This window comes from Bradyrhizobium sp. LA6.1 (assembly GCF_040547805.1).
In the GTDB taxonomy this organism is placed as follows: domain Bacteria; phylum Pseudomonadota; class Alphaproteobacteria; order Rhizobiales; family Xanthobacteraceae; genus Bradyrhizobium; species Bradyrhizobium barranii.
The window spans coordinates 549287-568288 of sequence record NZ_JBEPQK010000004.1 but is presented as its reverse complement, the minus strand read 5'-3'; the positions used below and the strand labels follow the sequence as shown (position 1 = coordinate 568288).

The 19002-nt window shown below is 64.3% G+C and carries 9 protein-coding genes; 6 read left to right on the top strand and 3 right to left on the bottom strand.

All coding sequences use genetic code 11. The annotated features are described in order from the left end of the window. Positions 1 to 25: 25 nt before the first annotated feature. Positions 26 to 1150, bottom strand: a complete 1125-nt coding sequence (locus ABIB99_RS13245; RefSeq protein ID WP_354176113.1) for a lysozyme inhibitor LprI family protein — start codon at positions 1148 to 1150, stop codon at positions 26 to 28. A gap of 497 nt (positions 1151 to 1647) precedes the next feature. Between ABIB99_RS13245 and ABIB99_RS13240 the strand changes: the two genes are divergently transcribed. Then, the gene (locus ABIB99_RS13240) at positions 1648 to 2571 is read left to right on the top strand and encodes a helix-turn-helix domain-containing protein (RefSeq protein WP_354113423.1); all 924 of its coding nucleotides are present in this window, start codon (positions 1648 to 1650) and stop codon (positions 2569 to 2571) included. A 12-nt stretch (positions 2572 to 2583) separates the two neighbouring features. Here the strand turns inward: ABIB99_RS13240 and ABIB99_RS13235 are convergent, their stop codons facing one another. After that, complete coding sequence (locus tag ABIB99_RS13235) at positions 2584 to 3315, bottom strand: transglutaminase-like cysteine peptidase (protein ID WP_354176111.1); 732 nt, start codon at positions 3313 to 3315, stop codon at positions 2584 to 2586. A 620-nt stretch (positions 3316 to 3935) separates the two neighbouring features. Here ABIB99_RS13235 and ABIB99_RS13230 point away from each other — a divergent pair. Then, positions 3936 to 10766 carry a VCBS domain-containing protein gene (locus ABIB99_RS13230; protein ID WP_502917496.1) on the top strand — a complete coding sequence of 2277 codons (6831 nt, stop codon included), beginning with the start codon at positions 3936 to 3938 and terminating at the stop codon, positions 10764 to 10766. Positions 10767 to 10913: 147 nt separating this feature from the next. Then, the gene (locus ABIB99_RS13225) at positions 10914 to 13145 is read left to right on the top strand and encodes a CHASE2 domain-containing protein (RefSeq protein ID WP_354176109.1); all 2232 of its coding nucleotides are present in this window, start codon (positions 10914 to 10916) and stop codon (positions 13143 to 13145) included. A 341-nt stretch (positions 13146 to 13486) separates the two neighbouring features. Here ABIB99_RS13225 and ABIB99_RS13220 read toward each other — a convergent pair whose 3' ends face one another. Continuing rightward, entirely contained in the window at positions 13487 to 15082 is a 1596-nt protein-coding gene (locus tag ABIB99_RS13220; protein ID WP_063980817.1) for an ABC transporter substrate-binding protein, read from the bottom strand. A gap of 200 nt (positions 15083 to 15282) precedes the next feature. On the opposite strand from ABIB99_RS13220, the gene ABIB99_RS13215 reads away from it, so the two are divergent. The 3 genes from ABIB99_RS13215 to ABIB99_RS13205 all read left to right on the top strand — a co-directional run bounded on the left by ABIB99_RS13215 (position 15283) and on the right by ABIB99_RS13205 (position 18999). Beyond that, entirely contained in the window at positions 15283 to 16938 is a 1656-nt protein-coding gene (locus tag ABIB99_RS13215) for an ABC transporter substrate-binding protein (protein WP_354176107.1), read from the top strand. Positions 16939 to 17139: 201 nt separating this feature from the next. Continuing rightward, a complete protein-coding gene (locus ABIB99_RS13210; protein ID WP_354176106.1) occupies positions 17140 to 18093 on the top strand; it encodes an ABC transporter permease in 954 nt (317 codons plus the stop codon). Between the two features lie 3 nt (positions 18094 to 18096). Then, positions 18097 to 18999, top strand: a complete 903-nt coding sequence (locus tag ABIB99_RS13205) for an ABC transporter permease (RefSeq protein WP_014498429.1) — start codon at positions 18097 to 18099, stop codon at positions 18997 to 18999. Positions 19000 to 19002 lie beyond the last annotated feature (3 nt).

Genomic DNA, 19002 nt, shown 5'->3' with positions numbered 1-19002 from the left:
AGAAGGAGCGACACGCGGGGAAAACCTACGATCCCCCGCCCGCCGTCCCCGAATTCACCGGCGCCAGCTCGTCTTCCCGGCAGCGCCAGCCGTCGGCGGCTTTCACGAAAGCAAACGTCCGCTGGATTCTCAGGCGGCGCGTGACGTTGAAGGCCTCGCCGGATCGCTCCTTGCTGCCGATGCCGGGCTGCGGACGGCCCGTCCTGGGGTCCCAGCAGGTGCCGGTGCAGGTGGAAGCGACCTTGCTGCACATGGTGAAGGGCGCCAGCACGACCATCTCGATCTCGCCCGTGACCTGCGCCTCCTGGTCGGTCACCTGGCTGTCGAGCGCGTAGACGCGGTTGATGCGGAGGAAATTGCCGCACGAATTGGCGGCGTGAATCCGCGCGGCGCAGAAATCGACGGCATCGGTGTCGGGCGAGCGGGCCGCGACCTGCCGGCCGAACACTTTCTTCGGATCGCCCTTGGCGGCGGCGATCTCCTCGGTCTTGCGCTTCAGATGCTCGGCGAGACAATCTTCCGCGAACGAAAGCTCGGCAAGCGGCACGTTCTCCTTGCCAACGAGATTGCACTTGCGATCGCGCTCCCTCGTCCATCGGCCGTATTCGGCGAAGGCAAAGCGGGCCGCGGTTGGATCCAGCCTGCCGATCAGGCCCAGCACCTGGCTGTTGAGCTCGGTTTCGGTGAGCGCCAGCGACGGGTCCGCGCAGATCAGCGCGCCCGCGGCGGTGTTGGCCGCGAGACAGTCGAAATCCGGATCACGCACGATTGCGGCGCGCTCTTCGGTGACCTTGAGAAGGCACGCCTTCACGCGGTCGAAATCGTCGGTGCGGATCGCGGTCTGGCCGACGATGCCGCAGCCGAGGTTGCGCTGGCGGATCCAGATCGCATTCTCCTCGATCGCGGGCAGGCGATCGGGCAGGCGGGCGAGCCGCGCCTCGATCGCCGTACTGAGCTTCTCGGCGGAGGCGGCCAGCTCGGCATCACCGCAGATCAATTGATTGCCGGGATCGCGGATCTGCTGGCAGTTGTTTCGGGCAAATAGCGGCAGCCTGTCGGCGATGGAGCGGTCGGATGGGCCCGATTGCGCAGAGCCTGGTGCCGCCGGCAATACCAGCAGCGCAAGCACAGACAGCACGATGAACCGCATTCCAGTCGCCCCCGCAAAGGCGCCATGCTAGCGCCCCGGATCGCGCGGCGAAACGGCTTTGTGGCGTGACGGTTTACGTGAGACCGGTAGCCCGGATGGAGCCAACGGGTCGGCGCAAAGCGCCGCCCGATGACAGGCTCCGCGTAATCCGGGGCCGCTGCTAGTGGTTAGGGTGCGTACTCATAAAGTCGGTTGCTGCGAGTCGGCCACCTGATGTCTGCCTCTCCCCCAACGGCGGCGCGGGAGCGGACATCGCGGCACTTCGCCTTCGGGCGGAAGAACATAAACCAGCTGGTCATTGGCCGAGCTGCCGCGGAACCTGCGAAACCTTGCCCTGCGGCACCATGGTCCCGCACTATCCGAGAATGCAGGTCGATCTGAACGCGCGTTTCGTCTAAACTTGCAGCAGGGTCACTTTGGGAAGAGACCCCAGATCCGTATTCCTGAGAACGCCTCGAACGCTCAAACCAGACCCTCTCAACGGCGAGAACAGGTCCATGAGCAAACCTCGCTTGCGAGATATTTCGCAGAATCCAGACACTTCCCAGTTGCCGATCGGCGAGTGTCCCGATGCGGAAATGACGCGCGTACTCAAGACGAAGCCCGTTCAAATGGCATCATCGTCCTGCGGCGCGATCACATTTTGGAAGCATGATCCGCTGCACGACGTCGTCAAGCCCATGGACGATCACGTCATCATGACGTTCCCCGCCGGGTCGGTGCGGTTCGAGCGCCGTAACGGGAAAGCATTTGTGAATGGAATGACGCGTCCCGGGACCGTGACGGTCATTCCGGCCGGTTCGAGCTCACGATGGGACATTTACCAACCTCTGAATGTCGTTCAGCTCTACCTGCCGCACGCAACGCTCCAGCGCGTTGCCCACGAAGCCGACGCGGCCGCTCCTGGTGATCTCGTGGAGCGAACGGTCCATCCCGACCCCGTTACATCCCGATTGCTCCTGAGTGCTGCGGATGTGCTGGAAGGCAGCGCGGCCTTGGATGCCCTGTTCAGGCATCAGATGACTGATCTTCTGGCGACGCGCCTGCTGGTTGCCCACGCAGGTTCGCCTGTAACGGTCCAGCCGGTCACCGGCGGGTTGTCGCCCAAGGTGCTGTGTCGCGCCATCGAACGCTTGCGTTCGGACAGCAATGCGGACGTCTCGCTCGCGGCGCTGGCATCCGATGCCGGCCTTTCGCGCTTCCATTTCTGCCGCGCCTTCAAGGGAAGCACCGGGCTGTCGCCGTATGCCTGGCTACGCCAGCACCAGCTCGAGCAGGCCATGAACATGCTGCGCGACACCGACGACTCGATCGTGTCGATCGCAGCCGCGCTTGGTTATTCCTCGCAGACCGCCTTCGCTGCGGCATTCAGGAAGCTGACCGGCGAGACCCCGAGCGGTTGGCGGCGACGCACGCGGTGAACATCTTCTTCGTCAGTGCGCCTCGGGCGCGGCCATCGACAACCGCACGGGTTCGTCGACATATTTCATCACGGCGGACTGGTAGAGCACGAACAGCGGCTGGTAGGTCTGCGCCGCGTCGTCCTCGACCATCGCCATGCGGCGGTTGTCGAGCATCAGCCAGTGGCCGTCGAGCCTTGCTGCGGCGACCGCATGCTCTTCGCCGGCCCTGACATCACGCACCACGACGATGCGGAGGTCCTCATTGGCAACGCCGGCGAGCCGCAGCGCGGCCAGCTTGGCGATGGCATAGTCTTCGCAATCGCCAGCGCCCCGCGCGAAGGTCGCGAGCGGCGAGCTCCAGACGTCGTCGGCGCCGTCATTGGCGGCCCGGATGGCAAGATTGATGGCGCGATTGGTCTCGCCCAGCTTCGCGCGGCCGTCACGGCTGCGGGCCTGGTCGACGATGGTGATCAGTTTGAGCGCCGCCGGCGACGCGCAATTGTCCCGGTCGCCGTCGCACAGCGCGAGCTGCACCATGTCGTCGTCGAGCTTCTGTTTCAGCGCGAACCATTTCTGCTGGAGGCTGCCGGACGAGATGGCGAAGGCGAACACGCCGAACGGCTCGGCGGATTTGCGCACGAGGACGCCGGCTCCAGGCGACAGCAGCGTGCCGGCGCGGAGCTCGGCGGCCGATCCAAGCAGGATCAATCCGCACAGCACAATGACAGCGCGCCAAGCGCGCGAGCGAGCAGCGGTCTCCATCTGACATCCCCTTCCAGCTTCGCCAGGTCCCCCTCGACCTGGTCGTGCCGGGCTTTGTTGCTTTCGCGGAGATAGTGCGAGACGGGCCGTTTTGTTCTGCTTAATGCGCCCGGCAGGGCTCCCAAAACCGTGGGACAGGCTGAAACGGGCCTGTGCAAATTGCGTAAAATTTTACGATTCGCCGGCTAGGAGGGCTCCGTCGCCGCGAAATGGAACCAATTGCGGGCTGAAGCTGCGGGAGGGCTGATTCTACCGCTTATGGCTAACAGCCCGCTATTTCACGGGTTCTGTTAGTTGGGTCACAGATTCTGCCCCGTATTTGCCGCAGGATGCTGCGGGGAACTACGAACAAAAGATGACACAAGTATCCGTCGTTCGATATGGGCGACTGATTACTTTGGATGACTGGGAATGCGTGAAAATAAGCCGAAAACCGACCTCGGAATATTTAAAGAATTACTTCGACTTCTCTGTGAAGGCGCCGCTATTGGAGACTCCTCCAGCCAAGTGATGGGAATCACACAAGCAATAGATGGTTTCGCTAAGGACTTGGTAATGCTATTCAAGCTTAGGCGGTCGTTACTTACTTAGATTTTAACTCTTTTTGCGGTGCCCCCCGGTTGAATTACGCTGGCAAATTTGACGCCACGATTCCCCTTGATGGCGAGGGTTCCCGCTCGGCCGCGGACGTTCATATCGATTCCTTTACGGCCAAGACTTTTATCGCCAAGCCTTTTGTCGCGAAGGCGCACGGTCACGTGCCCGACGGAACGTTCGTTGTTCCCGATGCTAACCTGATCTTCAATGGCGAGTTCAAGCGCGCAGGTCTCGACCTCGTGCTGTCCCACGAGGGGCATGAGTTCGTCGTTCACGATTATTTCAAGGGCGACAAGCGCGCATCGATCGCCTCGCCCGATGGCGCCCATCTCACCGGCGACGTCGTCAACGCGCTCACGGGCCATGTGCAGGTTGCGCAGGCCGCGCCCGGCATCGCCGCCGCGCAGGTCATCGGCCACGTCACAAAACTCTCCGGCAGCGCGACCGCGGTTCGCAACGGCGTCTCGGTCACGCTGAACAACGGCGATAACGTCGAGAAGGGCGATGTGGTCTCGACCGGCGCGGATTCGACGCTCGGCATCACCTTCATCGACGGCACCGTGTTCGGCCTGTCCTCCAATGCGCGGATGGTGCTGAACGAGATGGTCTACGACCCCAACGGGTCGAGCAATTCCTCGCTGCTGAGCCTGGTTGCGGGCACCATCACCTTCGTCGCCGGCGAGACCGCCAAGCACGGCGACATGAAGATCGACACGCCGGTCGCCACCATGGGCATCCGCGGCACGGCGGTGCTGACCCAGATCAACTTCGTCGTTCCTGCCGGCGGCGGCGATCCGCAGCCGCAGGCGAGCTTCCAGGTGCTGGTCGAGCCGAACGGCACGACGGGCTCCTACATCCTGTTCGACAAGGTCACGCTGCTGCCGATCGCGACGGTCAACCAGGCCGGCCAGATGATCCAGATCAGCGGCGGCAACGTCTCGATCACCAACGGGCTGCTGTCGCCGGACGTCCAGAGGCTGATCACAGACGTGTTCACGCTGAAGTTCACCGACAACAACACCAACACCAAGCTGACCACGAACTTCACCGACACGATCACGCAGACCAGCGACGGCCTGGTGATCAAGACTCCGGCCGGCTACATCGCGACCGCGCTCTTCACCAACCTCGGCCAGCAGGGACCGCAGGGGCCCAGCGATCACACGACGCCTTTCAACCGTTACCCCGGCAAGCCTCTGTCTCAAAGCCTTGATCTCAACGGCAATGTGAAGACGGCGTTCGCGCTGACCGAGCGCGCGGACACGACCGGCGACACGACGCATTCCGACACGATCTCCGGCCGGATCACCTTCGTCGACCAGAACCTGGGCGACAGGCCGACGGTGAGCGTGAATCTCGCCGATGCGCCGAACTACGTCTACAAGAGTGCCGGCCAGGACGTCACCGGCTCGCTCACCGCGCTCCAGAAGCAGGACATCGCGGCGACGCAGATCCAGATCAACGTCGTCGCCGACGGCGGCAACAACAACAACGGCTCGGCGGTCTGGACCTACACGATCCCCGACCACGTCTTCGACTTTCTCGCGGCCGGCGAAACGTTGACGCTGACCTACATGGTCCGCGTCGACAACAATTTCTCGGTCAGCCCCGAGACCGCCTTCATCCCCATCACGATCACGATCACCGGCACCAACGACAAGCCGGTGATCACCACCAGCGTTCCGGTCATCATCTTCGAAGGCGGCACCAGCGTGCCGGGTGGCCCGCTCACCAGCGATGTGCCGACGACGGGCACGCTGAACTTCGACGACGTCGATCTCACCGACAAGCATACGGTGTCGGTGGCGCTGACCAGCGCGACCCTGCCTGACGGCACCGTTCCGCCGGGCCCGCTCGCGGCGTTCCAGAGCGCGATGTCGGTCGCGATCGCGGCCGGCGCCGACAGCACCGGAGACGGCACCGGCACCATCAACTGGTCGCTGGCCGATCTGCCGGTCTATCTCGCCGACTTCATCCCGAAGGGTGAGGTGCTGACGCTGGTCTACACCGTGACGCTGACGGATTCGCAAGGCGCGACCTCGAAGCAGACCATCACCGTCACCATCACCGGCACCGACGCGCCCGCGGTGGTGTGGATCGCGACCGACAAGGCCGGCGCTCCCTCCGGCGGCTTCTGGAAGGACGCGGCGAACTGGGCAACCGGTACGGTCCCGACCATCAATGACGATGTCATCGTCATCACCGATCAGCTGCACGGCCTGACGCCGTCCTATCCGGTGACGATCGACACCGCGGCCTACGCCAAGTCGCTGACGATGAACGATTTCGGTGGCCCGCCGCCGAAGGTGATCGTCCAGAGCTCGCTGACGATATCAGGCGCGCTCAACATGGGCGCCGATTCGATCCTCACGACCGCCGCGACCGGAACGATGTCGGTCGGCGGCAAGGCCGAGATTCTGGGCACGAGCGTGCTCACCAACGCCGGCTATCTGACGCTCGCGGGCGGCGGCGATTTCGCCAGCGGCACCAAGATCACCAATTCCGGCACGATCGAGCTGTCCGGCGGCACGCTGAAGACGCTCGCCACGATCCACAACGCCGGCGGCTTGCTGAGGGCCGATGCCGGCGCGACGCTGATCGTCGACACCGCGACGGTCGATGGCGGCACCGTCAGCATTTTGGGCGCGCTGGAGCTCGACGGCACCAGCCTGATCGAGAACGGCACGCTGAACAATTTCGGCACAGTCAACGTCAAGGGCACGGTCGAGTTCGCCCACGAGACCGTGTCCAACACCGCGACCGGTGTGATCGAGGTGCTGGCCAACGGCTGGCTGACGATCCATCAGGGCTCCAGCGTTACCAATGCCGGCCAGATCACGGTCGACGCCAGCGGCAAGCTGATCGTCAGCAATGCGACCATCGGCGGAGCTGGTGCGGTGATCGACACCGGTGGCGGTGATGACGAGGGAGGCCCCGTCCTCAACGCCGGCATTCGCGGCGCCGGCACGATTACCAACAACGGTGAGATTGATCTGACCGGCGATGCCGTCCTGAGCGGCGGCATTCTGAAAAACAATACCGTCTTCAAGGTGAGCGGTGCGCGCAATGCGCTCAGCGATGAGATCGTCACCAATGCCGGCATCATCGAAGTGCTCGCCAACGGCGCGCTCGCGATCGATCAGGGTTCGACCGTCGACAATTCGAGCGGCAATGTCATCGTCGACGGCAATGCGGTCCTGACGCTGGACGACGCCACGATCAGCGGCGGCGCCATCAAGGGTGCCGGCACGATCGACGTCACCGGCGCCAGCAAGATCGACAGCGCAGCCACGCTCAGCGTCAGCGCGGTGACGGTCGAGAGCGGCGTCACGCTGACGCTCGACGACGCGACCGTTTTGGGCACCGCGATCGTCAATCACGGCACCGTCAGGGTCGATGCCAGCAAAACCACGACGTTGAACGGTGCGAGCCTGGCCGGCGGCACGCTCACCATCGCCGGCACGCTGGAATCGACCGGCGCGTGCGCGATCGACAACGCCGACGTCGACAACATCGGCACGATCTCGGTCACCAGCGGCACGCTGACGATCGATCCCGGCATTCTTCACGCCATCACCAATCACAGTCTGATCGAGGCAGTGACCGGCGGCACGCTGAAGCTCACGGCCGCCACCATCGCCAACGCCGGCGGCATCATCTCGGTCGACGGCGCGTCAAAGCTCTATCTGACCGACGTCTCGATCAACGGCGGCAGCCTGACCAACGCCGGCAATCTCTACAGCGTCGCCGGCCTCAATACGATCACGGGCGGCGTCACCAACACCGGCACCATCGAAGTCCAGAGCGGCACGCTCAACCTGTCCGGCGGCATCACCGGCGCCGGCGCGCTGATCATCGACGATAACACGACGCTGGAGCTCGGTGGTGCGGACGCGCAGACCGTCACCTTCGCCGGCGGCACCAATACGCTCGAGATCGACAAGACGAGCCATGCCTTTACCGGCACCATCACCGGTCAGGCGACGACCGGCGGTACTTTCACGGTCACCGGCGGTGCCGACATCAATTCGGGCAAGGGCGACGCGCTCGGCTTCACCGCTTCGGGCGGGACGATCGGCCATCGCGGCAACATCGTACTGACCCCGAGCGGTACGCTGACCGGCGCGACCAACGGTATCGTCGTCACTCAGAATGGCATCGGCGACATCTCGCTGACGACATCAGGCGCCATCACCGGCCAGACCGGCAACGGCATCGTGCTGCATGACGGCGCGAACGGCGCAGGCGATATCACGGCGACCATCGGCGGCGGCGTTTCCGGCGCGGTCGGTCTCGACATCGTCTCCCATGGCAACGGCGCAGTCACCGTCACCAACAACGGGCACATCTCCGGCACGACCTCGTCCGGCATCAATATCGACCAGGACGATGCGGGCGCGACCGGCTCGACGCACATCACCAATACCGGCTCCGTGGTCGGCGCCGATGGCGTAGCTGCGATCTCCATCCAGGAGAGCGGCACCGGCACGGCGACGATCGACAATTCCGGCACCATCGGGCCAGCCGATGCCGGCAGCGTGACCTCATCGATCTATGCCATCGTCGAGACTGGCGGCGAGATCACGATCAACAACACCGGCCACATCAACGGCAACATTTCGGTCGCCACCGCCACGTTCAATAACAACGCCGGCGGCACCTGGACGGTCGCCGGCAGCGGCGTGTTCGGCGATGCGTCCTCGATCGTCAACCACGGCGACATCGATCTGCACGGCGACATCGATCTGCACGGGGCCTCCATTTCCGGGGCCGATCTGACCATCGAAAATTATGGCGACATCGACAGCTGGGGCACTGCGTCGATCACGGGCGACATCACCAACACCGGCACCGGCTCGATCGAGGTTCACACCGGGACGCTGACGCTGTTTGGCTCGCTGTCGGGCTCGGCCACGGGCGCGGTCGTCGTCGATGCCGGCGCGACGCTCGAGGTCAAGGGTGCGGTATCGCAAACGATCACGCTTGCCGGTGACGGCGCCGAGCTGGAGATCGATACGAAGGATTTCGGCGGCTCGATCGCGGAGCTGTCCGCGAACGACAAGATCGACCTGACGATGATCAAGTGGGGCCCTGGCACCAGCGCGGTTTATGTCCCGGATGCCGACCACCCCGCGAGCGGCGGCGTGCTGACGGTCACCGGCGACGATGGCAAGAGCATCAGCCTGACCCTGATCGGAGACTATCGCGACGCGCACTTCGCGGGCAGTGATGAGGGTGGCCATACGCTAATCACGATCCATGCGGACGACGATGCGCCGACATTCACCACCACGGATGTGGCGCAGCTGACTGCAAGCTTCTCCGAGCAGCCTGATACCACCGGTTCGTCCTCGACGATCGACCCGTCGCCGGCCGCGACCGGCTCGATCGACTTCAAGGACATCGACCTGACCGACCGTCCGACGGTGACGAAGGTCGACCAGGACGTGACCTGGCTCGACGGCGCCACCGACCTCACCGCGTCGCTCACGCCCGACGAGACCGCCGCGTTGAAGAACGCGCTGGCGTATCAGCTGACCGGCAAGAACAACGGTACCGTCACCTGGCACTATTCGATCGCCGACAACGCGCTCGATTTCCTTGGCCAGGACCAGACGGCGAAGGTCGTGTCCACCATCACGCTCGATGATGGCCGGGGCGAGACCACCACGACCGACGTCACCATCACGATCACCGGCAAGAACGACGCGCCGACGCTCGACAGCGCGACGCTGGCCGCCGTCGCCGGCAACGACAGCGATCCGGCTGGCAGCAAGATCCGCGATCTCTTCACGAACAAGTTCCATGACGCCGACACTGGCGCGACCTTCAAGGCCATCGCGGTGACGTCGGACGCCACGACCGCTGACCAGGGCGTCTGGCAGTACAAGGTTGGCGGCTGCTGGGTCGATGTCGACTCGGTCGGTGATGCGAATGCGCTTGTGCTGAGCTCCGCTACGTTGATCCGGTTTGTGCCTGCCGACGGATTCAGCGGCGAGCCTGGCGCGCTGGGCGTCCACGCTCTCGACGACACCTATACAGGCGCCATCACCACCGCTGGCTCGACGGCGACGATCGATCTCACGGCGACGGGCCCCGGCGGCACCACGCCGATCTCGCACGACATCACCACCATCGGCACGAGCGTGACGCCTGCCATCGGCCCAGTCATCAAGACCGAGAACTTCCACGTCGAGCACATCCGCGAGAACAGCAACGATATCATCACCGATCTGGTGGTCACCGATACCGATTCTGGCGCGGCGACGGACATCTTCACCGTCACGGTGTCGACCTCGCATCCGGATACCAGCAGCGTCAGTGTTTATCCGACGACGGGCTCGCTCGAGAAGATCAACACCGGCCTCGCAGAAGGTGCCGGCATCACCTACGACCCGACAGGCGCCAGCACCGAGCAGTATCCGCAGCCGCCCGCAACGGACAAGATCACGGTGACCGTTGCCGACTCGACCGGCCATTCCGACACCGTGAACTTCATCTTCGTCGAGGGCGCCAACAGCCAGGGCGTCCGCCTGGAGGGCACCGGCGGCAAGGACGTGATCTTCGCCACCGAGTCGAGCGACACGCTCATCGGCGGCGGCGCCAAGGACCAGTTCGTGTTCGCGCCGACGTCGTCGCAGTCCACGGTCCAGCACAGCGTCGACGATTTCGAGATTGGCCTCGACAAGATCGACCTGCGGCAGTTCGGCAGCATCAGCTCGCTGGACGACGTCAATATCGCTCCGCAATCGGGCGGCGCCCAGGTCACGCTGGACAACCACGAGACGATCCTGCTGAAGAACGTGATCGCGGCAAATCTGAAGGCCAGCGATTTCATCTTCCACATCACCTGATCGCCGCCCGGGCCTCCTGGCAGCCGGCTCGCAGCTTGACCGCGGCAAAAAATCCATAATCCTCAACCGCCGGGGAATAGCCAATCGCTCGCGGACGCTCCATGATCGGTGCGCCGGGCGCGATACAGGTCAGGAAGTCCGACTGAAATGAAACGTCTGAAGATCCTGCGGCGGTGGTTTGCGCGGAAGCTTGGCTTCGCGCGGCTGATGTGCCTTGCGCTGCTGGTCGTGTTCGCCGGCGCGCGGCTGTGGGATCCGCCGCCGATCCAGGAATTGCGGCTGCGCACCTTCGACATGTTCCAGCTGATCGATCCCCGCCACAAGGCGGCGCGGCCGGTCACCATCGTCGACATCGACGACAAGAGCCTCGCCAAGCTCGGCCAGTGGCCGTGGCCGCGCACGCGGATCGCGGACCTGATCCAGAACCTCACCGGTAACGGCGCGGTGACGATCGGCTTCGACATGGTGTTCTCCGAAGCCGACCGGCTCAACCCGGATCTGGTCGCGAGCCAGATGCGCGATCTCGACGACGCCACCCGCGCCAGGCTGCGCGAACTGCCGACCAATGACCAGGTCCTCGCCGACGCGATCAAGCGCTCGCACGTGGTTCTGGGCGAGACCGGGCAGCCGGCTATCTCGTCCGAGATCGACAAGTCGCTGCCCTTCACCGGCGTCGCGACGGTCGGCGAGGCGGATGCCGAACGTTTCCTGTTCGAATTCCCGGGCCTGCTGCGCAACGTGCCCGTCATCGAGAAGGTCGCCGCCGGCCGCGGCCTGTTCTCGATCAAGACCGAGCGCGACGGCCTGATCCGCCGCGTGCCGTTGATCATGCGCGCCCAGGGTAACATCATGCCCTCGCTCAGCCTCGAGATTTTGCGCGTCGTCACGGCAACGCCGACGCTGCTGGTCCGGACCGACAAGACCGGTGTGCGCGCCGTGCGCCTCAAGGGCGTGGAGATTCCGACCGACAAGAACGGCCAGCTCTGGGTGCACTACGCCCGCCAGGATCCCTCGATCTACATCTCGGCGGCCGACGTGCTCGACAACACCGCGCCGCCGAACAAGATCGCTGGCAAGCTGGTGCTGGTCGGCACCTCGGCGGTCGGGCTGAACGACATCAAGACCACGCCGGTGTCATCGACCATGCCGGGTGTCGAGATTCATGCCCAGGTGCTGGAGAGCGTGCTCAGCGGCGCGGTGATCTCGCAGCCGAACTATGCGCTCGGCGTCGAGCTGATCGCCGCGCTCGTGATCGGCCTGCTCGTCATCATCTTCACGCCCAATCTCGGCCCTGTCCGTCTGGGGCTCGCGGGCGCGATGTTCGCCGCCATCCTGGTCGGCGTGTCCTGGTTCTTCTACGCGCAGTACCGCTACCTCATCGACTTCACCTATCCGCTGCTCTCGACCACCGCGATCTATCTGACACTGATCTTCGCCAGCTTCGTGCGCGAGCAGCGTCAGCGCGTGCAGATCCGCGGCATGTTCGCGCAATACATGTCGCCCGTCCTGGTCGAGCAGCTCGCGCAGTCACCCGAAAAGCTCGTGCTCGGCGGCGAGGAGCGCGAGATGACGATCATGTTCTCCGACGTGCGCGGCTTCACCACGATCTCGGAGAGCTACAAGCAAGATCCGCAAGGCCTGATCGCGCTGATGAACCGCTTCCTGACGCCGCTGACCGACGTCATCATCGATCAGAAGGGCTACATCGACAAGTACATGGGCGACGCCATCATGGCGTTCTGGAACGCGCCGCTCGACGATGCCGATCACGAGGTCAACGCCTGCGAGGCCGCGATCCAGATGCTGGAGCAGATCGACGCCGTCAACAAGGAGCGCGAGCAGGAGGCCGCCGACGGCGGTCACGTCTACATCCCGCTCAATGTCGGCATCGGCCTCAACACCGGCATCGGCGTCGTCGGCAACATGGGCTCCGACCTAAAGAAGAACTATTCGGTGCTCGGCGACAGCGTGAACCTCGCCTCGCGCCTGGAAGGCCAGTCGAAGGAATACGGCTTTCCCATCATCGTCGGCTCCAGGACCGCGCTCGCCGCCAAGGACAAGTTCGCGATCCTCGAGCTCGACTTCATCATGGTCAAGGGCAAGACCGAGCCCGAGGTGATCTACGCCATCGCCGGCCGCGAGGACGTGATGCATTCGGGCGCTTTCCAGCGCCTGCGCAACGTCACCATCGAGATGCTCGGCTGCTACCGCGGCCGCGACTGGCAGGGCGCGCTGGAAGCGATCGAGCGCGGCCGCCGCAGCGAGGATGCCGACACGCTGGAAAAGCTGTTCAAGCTGTACGAGGCGCGAATCAAGGAATTCCAGATCAATCCGCCGGCGGAAGGATGGAACGGCGCGTATGCGCTGCTGACGAAGTAGCGGTGTGAGTGCGTGGCCATCGCTGGTGCTGCACTGAAAGTGTCGTCCCCGCGTACGCGGGGACCCATACCCCCAGGGAGATGTTATCGCGCGAGCCGGTAACTCCGAGTCTTCGCCAAACCACTCCCTGCGGTTATGGGTCCCGGGCTCGCGACTACGTCGCGCCCCGGGACGACAGCGGTGTTTGGCGCGGTAGCGTCCGTCTGCTCTTCGCCACCAACATCAACTCCCGTAGGGTGGGCAAAGGCGCGCTAGCGCCGTGCCCACCATCTTACTCCGCGTATAGAGGTGGTGGGCACGCTTACGCTTTGCCCACCCTACGACACCGGCGTTTGCCGCCTTCACTCCGTCCCGATCGTCGTCAGATCCTGGAACCAGTGCTGCGCCTGCACGAACTGCTTGATCTTCGGCGACAGCGCGTGCGGGTTGGTGTCGTGGACGACCCAGACCAGCACGGCATCGTCGACGATCAGCGCGTGGGCCTGCGCGATCAGATCGTCCTGCTTGGCGGTGTCGAACGTCTGCTTGGCCTCGCTGATCAGCGCGTCAACCTTCGGGTTCTTGTAGCCGCCCCAGTTCACGCCGACCGGCGCGATCTGGTCGGAGGCGAAGAAGCGGACGATGGCGTAGAGCGGGTCCGAGGTGACATAGGCGATGTTGTTGGCGGTGATGCCGGCGTTCATCTCGTCGGCCGCGCCCTTGCGCCAATGCGTATATAATGTCTCGAGCTCGACCACCTTGAAGTCGATGTCGATGCCGATTTCCTTGAAGCTTTGCTGCAGGAATTCGTTCATCGGCAGGGACAGCATCTGGCCGGTGCCGCCCTGGGCGATGATGAAGGTGGCCTTCAGCGGCTTCGCCTTGGAGTAGCCGGCCTCTTCGACCAGCTTCTTGGCCGCGGCCAGATCATATTTCAGCTCGAAGGTCGGTTTGCCGAACCACGGGCTCGACGGGTCGACCTGGCCCTTGGCGGGTTTTGCAAGCCCGTTCATCAGACCAACGACTTCGTCACGGTTGATCGCGAGATTCAGCGCCTTGCGCAGGCGGATGTCGGTCCAGGGCGAGCCCGGCAGCACGCTGAGGTGATAGTTCCAGACGTGCGGCGTGACGTTGTCGACGATCTTCATGCCGGCGGCTTTCAGCTGCGGTACGGCGTCCGGCGCCGGCGTCTCGATCAGGTCGACTTGGCCTGCGAGCAGCGCATTGGTGCGCGTCAGCGCTTCCGGCATCGGCACCAGCACGATCTTGTCGGCCTTTGGAATGCGCTTCTTGTTCCAGTAGTCCGGATTCTTCGTGAGCTCGGCAAGCTCGCGCGGCACCAGCTTGGTCAATTTGAACGGACCGGTGCCGGAAGGCTGGCTCGCGAACTTGTCCCAATCCTTGCCGAGCTTCTCGTACTGCGCCGGGCTCGAGACCAGGAACCACAGCATCTGATAGGGGAAGAAGGAATCGACCGTCTTGGTCGTGATCTCCACCGTGAAATCGTCGATCTTGGCGTAGCTCGCGACCGAAGGCAGGCGGGTCTTCACCTGCGCGCTCTGCCGCTTGTCGAATTGCGGCGCCTTGTCGTTGAGCACCTTGTCCAGATTCCAGATCACCGCATCGGCGTTGAACTCGCTGCCGTCGTGAAACTTCACGCCCTTGCGCAAAGCAAACCGCCATTTGGTCTTGTCGGCATCATCCACCTTCCATTCGGTGGCGAGCCCGGGCACCAGCTTGCCGGGGCGGTCGGCGACGTCCATCTCCCAGGCGACCAGCGGATCGTAGATGGTGTACGCCGTGAACTGATAGGCGCCGGCGCCGCGATCGGGCTGGCCCGTCGTCAGCGGGATGTCCGCCATCGAGATGCCGTAGCGCACCACCGTTTCGGCGCGCGCCGTGATCGCGGATAGCGCCAGCGCAAGCACGGCGAGACAGGTCGATAGTCGGATACGCATGGCCCAAGGCTCCCAGGAGATTTCAGGGCCAAACTTGCAATCTTGATGCCAGAATAGGCAGGGCGGTGCCTTTGCCGACGCGTGATCACACAGACTTGTCGTCGCAGGGGCAATTTGCAGAAAAAGTTTCCCCATTGGCATAGCCATTGCATACGTTTGCATCAAAATTAGTCATTGAAAGCCGGAAGAGGACTGAGACGATGCTTATGAAGACAACCACCCGCGCGGCGCTGATTGCTGCGCTGGCTCTGACGACTGCGGCCGCGTGGCCGAGCGTGGCAAGCGCCGACACCGTGCTGCGCATCGGCATGACCGCTGCCGATATTCCGCGCACATTGGGCCAGCCCGATCAGGGTTTTGAAGGCAACCGCTTCACCGGCCTCACCATGTATGACGCGCTCACGGGCTGGGACCTGTCCTCGGCCGACAAGGCGAGCGTGGTAATCCCGGGCCTTGCGACCGAGTGGAAGGTCGACGACGCCGACAAGACCAAGTGGATCTTCAAGCTCCGCCCCGGCGTCACCTTCCATGACGGCTCGCCGTTCAATGCCGATGCCGTGGTGTGGAACGTCGAGAAGGTGCTGAAGCAGGATGCGCCGCAGTTCGACGCCAGCCAGGTCGGCGTCACCGCGTCACGCATGCCGACGCTGGCCTCCGCGAAGAAGATCGACGACATGACGGTCGAGCTCACCACCAAGGAGCCCGACAGCTTCCTGCCGATCAACCTCACCAACCTGTTCATGGCGAGCCCGGCGAAATGGCAGCATTTCTACGACAAGGCGGAAGGCGCTGACGCCAAGGCGAAGTCGCAGGCCGCGTGGACCGCGTTCGCCAAGGACGCCGCGGGTACCGGCCCGTGGAAGATGGCGAGCTTCACGCCGCGCGAGCGGCTCGAGCTCGTGAAGAATGCGGCCTATTGGGACAAGGCGCGGGTGCCCAAGGTCGACAAGATGGTGCTCTTGCCGATGCCGGAGGCGAACGCGCGCACCGCGGCGCTGCTCTCCGGGCAGGTCGATTGGGTCGAGGCGCCGGCGCCGGATGCGCTGCCCGAGCTCAAGCAGCGCGGTTTCAAGCTCTACGCCAACGAGCAGCCGCATGTCTGGCCGTGGCAGTTCTCGCGCGTCGAAGGCTCGCCCTGGAATGACATCCGCGTCCGCAAGGCGGCAAATCTCTGCGTCGATCGCGAGGGTCTCAAGGACGGCCTGCTCGCGGGCCTGATGGTGCCGGCGACCGGCACCTTCGAGCCCGGCCATCCCTGGCGCGGTAAGCCGACCTTCGAGATCAAGTATGACAAGGCCGCTGCGCAAAAGCTGATGCAGGAGGCCGGCTTCGGTCCCAGCAAGAAGCTGACGGTGAAGATCCAGACCTCGGCGTCGGGCTCCGGCCAGATGCAGCCGCTGCCGATGAACGAGTATCTCCAGCAGGCGCTCGCCGAGTGCTATTTCGACGTGAAGCTCGACGTCATCGAGTGGAACACGCTGTTCACCAACTGGCGCCGCGGCGCCAAGGACCCCAGCGCCAACGGCTCGAACGCGACCAACGTCACCTATGCGGCGATGGACCCGTTCTTCGCGCTGGTGCGCTTCCTGCAATCGGGCATGGCTCCGCCGGTCTCGAACAATTGGGGCTTCATCCACGAGCCCAAGTTCGACGAGCTGGTGAAGAAGGCGCGCCAGACGTTCGACCCCGCCGCGCGCGACGCCGCGCTCGCCGAGCTGCACGCGGCCTCCGTCGACGATGCCGCCTTCCTCTACGTCGCCCACGACGTCGGCCCCCGCGCCATCAGCCCGAAGGTGACGGGCGTCGTGCAGCCGAAGAGCTGGTTCATCGACTTCTCGCTGGTGTCGATGCAGTAGTTCGCGCCACACGCTCAGTGCACCCTCTCCCCTTGTGGGAGAGGGTGGCTTCGCGGCAGCGAAGCCGGGTGAGGGGTCTCGCTCCGCGAGCGACCCTCTCTCTCATTCGATAACGCTGTATCTGCGGATAGATACCCCTCATCCGGCGCGCTGATCGCGCGCCACCTTCTCCCACAAGGGGAGAAGGAAGAAAGAAGACCAGTGCTCGCCTATATCGCTCGCCGCATCGTCTATGTCATTCCGATCGTCATCAGCGTGGCGCTGGTGTGCTTTCTGCTCGTGCACATCACGCCGGGCGATCCGCTGGTTGCCGTGCTGCCGGCCGACGCCTCGCAGGAGCTCGCGGCGCAGCTCCGCGCCGCCTACGGCTTCGACCGCCCGCTGCCGGTGCAGTTCGGCCTGTGGCTGCTGCGCGCCCTTCATGGCGATCTCGGCAATTCCATCGCCACGGGGCGCCCGGTGCTCGCCGAGGTCATGCGTGCGGTCAGCAACACCGTCACGCTCGCGATTGCGGCCGCCATCATCGGCTTTACGATGGGCATCCTGCTCGGCCTGATCGCCGGCTATTTCCGCGAGACCTGGATCGACAAGGTCGCGACCTCCTTCGCTATCGCCGGCGTCTCGGTGCCGCATTACTGGCTCGGCATGGTGCTCGTCATCATCTTCTCGGTGCAGCTGAACTGGCTGCCCGCGGTCGGCGCCGGGCCGAACGGCTCCAACTCCTGGGCCGGGGACTGGGCGCATCTGAAATACCTGGTGCTGCCGGCGATCACGACCTCGGTGATCCCGATGGGCATCGTCACCCGCACCGTGCGCGCGCTCACCGGCGACATCCTCTCGCAGGACTTTGTCGAGGCGTTGCGCGCAAAGGGCCTGCACGAAACCGGCGTGTTCCGCCACGTCATAAAGAATGCCGCGCCCACCGCGCTCGCGGTGATGGGGCTTCAACTCGGCTACATGCTCGGTGGCTCGATCCTGATCGAGACCGTGTTCTCCTGGCCGGGCTCGGGCTTCCTGCTCAACTCGGCGATCTTCCAGCGCGACCTGCCGCTGCTGCAGGGCACGATCCTGATCCTGGCGCTGTTCTTCGTCTTCCTCAATCTGCTGGTCGATATCGCGCAAGCCGCGATCGACCCGCGCATCAAGCGGGGCTAGCCGATGAGCGAGCTTCCGTTGTCCGCCACCGCCGACGCCGCGCTGCAGGCCGCGCCCGCGACCAAGGCGCGCGGCTATTGGGCGACCGTCGGCCGCCGTATCGCCCGCGACAAGGTCAGCATGGCCTGCGCGCTGGTGCTGCTGCTGATCTTCCTGTCCGCGGTGCTCGCGCCGTGGCTCGGGCTTGAAGATCCCTACAAGGGTTCGATGATCCGCCGCCTCCGCCACATCGGCACGGCAGGCTACCCGCTCGGCACCGACGAGCTCGGCCGCGACATGCTGGCGCGGCTGATCTATGGCGGGCGGCTGTCGCTGGTCATTGGCATTTTGCCTGTCATCCTCGCGTTCTGCATCGGCACGTCGCTCGGTCTCGTCGCCGGCTATGTCGGCGGCAAGCTCAACACCGCGATCATGCGCACGATCGACGTGTTCTACGCCTTTCCCTCCGTGCTGCTCGCCATCGCGATCTCCGGCGCGCTCGGGGCCGGCATCCTCAACTCCATCGTGTCGCTGACCGTCGTGTTCGTGCCGCAGATCACCCGGGTTGCCGAAAGCGTCACCACCGGCGTGCGCAACATGGACTTCGTCGAAGCGGCGCGTGCGTCCGGCGCGGGGCCCTTCACCATCATGCGTGTGCACATCCTCGGCAACGTCTTGGGCGCGATCTTCGTCTATGCGACCAGTCTCATTTCGGTCTCGATGATCCTGGCCGCAGGTCTCTCCTTCCTCGGCCTCGGCACAAAACCGCCGGAGCCGGAATGGGGACTGATGCTGAACACGCTCCGCACCGCGATCTACGTCAATCCCTGGGTCGCGGCATTGCCGGGCGCGATGATCTTTGCGGTCTCGATCTGCTTCAACCTGCTCTCGGACGGCCTGCGCAGCGCCATGGACATCAGGAACTAGGCC

Coding starts and splice junctions, on each gene's coding strand:
- ABIB99_RS13240 (WP_354113423.1), top strand. CDS start 1,648: ATGAGCAAACCTCGCTTGCGAGATATTTCGCAGAATCCAGACACTTCC.
- ABIB99_RS13205 (WP_014498429.1), top strand. CDS start 18,097: ATGAGCGAGCTTCCGTTGTCCGCCACCGCCGACGCCGCGCTGCAGGCC.
- ABIB99_RS13225 (WP_354176109.1), top strand. CDS start 10,914: ATGAAACGTCTGAAGATCCTGCGGCGGTGGTTTGCGCGGAAGCTTGGC.
- ABIB99_RS13215 (WP_354176107.1), top strand. CDS start 15,283: ATGCTTATGAAGACAACCACCCGCGCGGCGCTGATTGCTGCGCTGGCT.
- ABIB99_RS13245 (WP_354176113.1), bottom strand. CDS start 1,150: ATGCGGTTCATCGTGCTGTCTGTGCTTGCGCTGCTGGTATTGCCGGCG.
- ABIB99_RS13235 (WP_354176111.1), bottom strand. CDS start 3,315: ATGGAGACCGCTGCTCGCTCGCGCGCTTGGCGCGCTGTCATTGTGCTG.
- ABIB99_RS13220 (WP_063980817.1), bottom strand. CDS start 15,082: ATGCGTATCCGACTATCGACCTGTCTCGCCGTGCTTGCGCTGGCGCTA.